Genomic DNA, 2,151 nt, shown 5'->3' on the forward strand with positions numbered 1-2,151 from the left:
TCAGCCGAGGTTTTAAGCATGGTTACTATCTCATCGCCTAGGGTATTTGTAGTAGTTTCTACGCTTCCCTTGGCATCTTGGATCTTTGTGGTAAAATCAAGCCCTTTGTAGCTATTAAAGACCTTCATAATCTCATTCATATTAGACCCAACCCTTCTTTGTAGGGTATCAAGGAGTTTATTTAAGCTATCTTTAAGCTGTATTAGCTGAGGATTTCTTGGACTTGCAGCTATCCTTGTGGTTAGATCCCCATCCTCTACCCTCTTTACACTCTCAACGCTCTCATCAACTGCCTTTTTATCTTGGATTAAGCCGTTTTGGGTGTTTTTGATGTTTTCATTTATGGCTTCTGCCATCTGTCCTAGCTCGTCCTTTGCCTTTGGAGGAAGGAGCTTTGGAGGGGTATTTGTCTTGTAGTTTAGATAGTCAAAGAAAGAAAAGAGCTGATGCGAGATATTATGCACCCTTGAAACGACCTGGGTTTTTATATAAAAAAAGACGAAAATAATCATAATTGCCACGCAGCCTACAACGCAAGCTATAATGATGTTTCTAATGGTATCAACAGAAGCAAAAATTGATCTTTGAGGAGCGATTACTCCAATTGCCACATAGCCAAAAGTGGATATATCAAGATGGGCTAGGGCTGTGTAGCTTAGCTCTCCTCGGTAATTTACATACTCATAAACCCCATCTTGATGGGATTTTACTGCGTTTTCGATGGTTTTAACCGTTGGATGGGTGTTAAGATCTGAAAAATGTCTGCCAAGGGTTATGCTATCAGGATGGGCTACAAAGATGCCCTCTTGGCTTAGTAAAAAGCGGTAATCTCCCTCAAAAACCGAGTATTTATTGTCTAAAACTAGCTGAGATAGCCCTCTCATATCCATAAATAATGCAGATGCCCCTGCTAGCTTTTTGTTTCTATCATAGATGGGATAGACTATGAAAAAGCCAAGCTCGTCTCCATTTCCAAGATCCACAGTTATGGGCTGACCCATTACAGTTTTACCCTCTTGCATAGCCTTTTTAAAGGAGGGTAGCTCTAAGATTCTCTCATGTGCTTTCATAGGCACTGCCTTGTTTTGTCCACCTTGCACCGTTTGTCTTGCAAGGTATAAGAACTCTCCACTTGGTAAAAGATTATTTGGATCAAGCCTTGCACCAACTGTGGCGGCATTTTGCACATAGACATAAGCGTAAGCTGAATACTGCCCTATTTCAAGGGCTAGGTTTGTTTGGATGATAAGATCTCTTTCATTGTCCTCGCTGCGGCTGATGTATTCTTGGACATTGTCGTGAAGCATTTGACCTGAGATTAAAATCTCTCTCATATAAACAGAGGTTGCCTCTGCCATACGAGAGGAGACATTGTCTAGTAGCTTGTAGGATTCTTTTTCTTGAACCCCTCTTGCTATTTTGATTAAGATAAGTGCCATAGCACCAAGACAGACTATGACTAAGAGGGCTATGGCTGAGCTTATCTTAGTTCCTAATGAGGCATTTTTGAACATTTTTTACTCCTTTTGTGTTGTGTATTTTATAATATCCACCCCCCTGCTTTGCAAGGGAGGGGGACAATCTTGTTTTTGAATTTTTTTGTTTTTGACCTTTTTGTTTTGCCTTTGTTTTTTTGCTTTTTTGCCTTTGTTTTTTAGCTTTGCTTTTTTTGAGCTTGAATTCAAGCTTTTTGTTTTTTAGGCTTGAATTTAAAACTTTATGTAAATTCAAGCCCTTGGCTTATAAAGCCTTGTTAAATTCAAAGCTCACTTTAAAAGACTTAATTCAAGCCCTTGGCTTGTTGAATTTTTAAGCCTATGTTTAAATTCAAGCCTTGAAATTCTTTTGCCTTATCCTTTGTTTTAAGCTTAAAGCTTTTAGCTTCAAGCCTTGCTGTTTAAATACTTTAAATTCAAAGTTTTTGTTTAAATTCAAGCCTCAAATTTTTGCCTTTGAGTTTCTTTGCTTAAATTCAAGCTTAAATTTAAATTTTTCTTTGAATTTAAAAGCCTTTGCTTTTGGCTTTGAAAACTCTGTTAGAATTCAAAACTCAGTTTAAAAGGCTTAAATTTAAGTTTTTGTTTTTGAAAACTTAGATTTAAACCTTTATTTTTTTACTTGAATTTAAAGTTTTATTTGAATTCAAGCCCT

General features: G+C 37.2%; 2 protein-coding genes. Both read right to left on the reverse strand.

Annotation, left to right across the window (positions count from 1 at the left end; translation table 11 throughout):
• Positions 1–1,514 (reverse strand): cache domain-containing protein (locus DMC01_RS12250; protein WP_142694466.1); only part of this gene is annotated, 1,514 nt, incomplete at its 3' end.
• Entirely contained in the window at positions 1,486–1,731 is a 246-nt protein-coding gene (locus DMC01_RS14000) for a hypothetical protein (protein WP_185908942.1), read from the reverse strand. The genes DMC01_RS14000 and DMC01_RS12250, both read right to left, overlap by 29 nt.
• Positions 1,732–2,151: the final 420 nt, after the last annotated feature.

Origin of the sequence: Campylobacter troglodytis, assembly GCF_006864425.1 — a bacterium.
Classification (GTDB): Bacteria; Campylobacterota; Campylobacteria; order Campylobacterales; family Campylobacteraceae; genus Campylobacter_D; species Campylobacter_D troglodytis.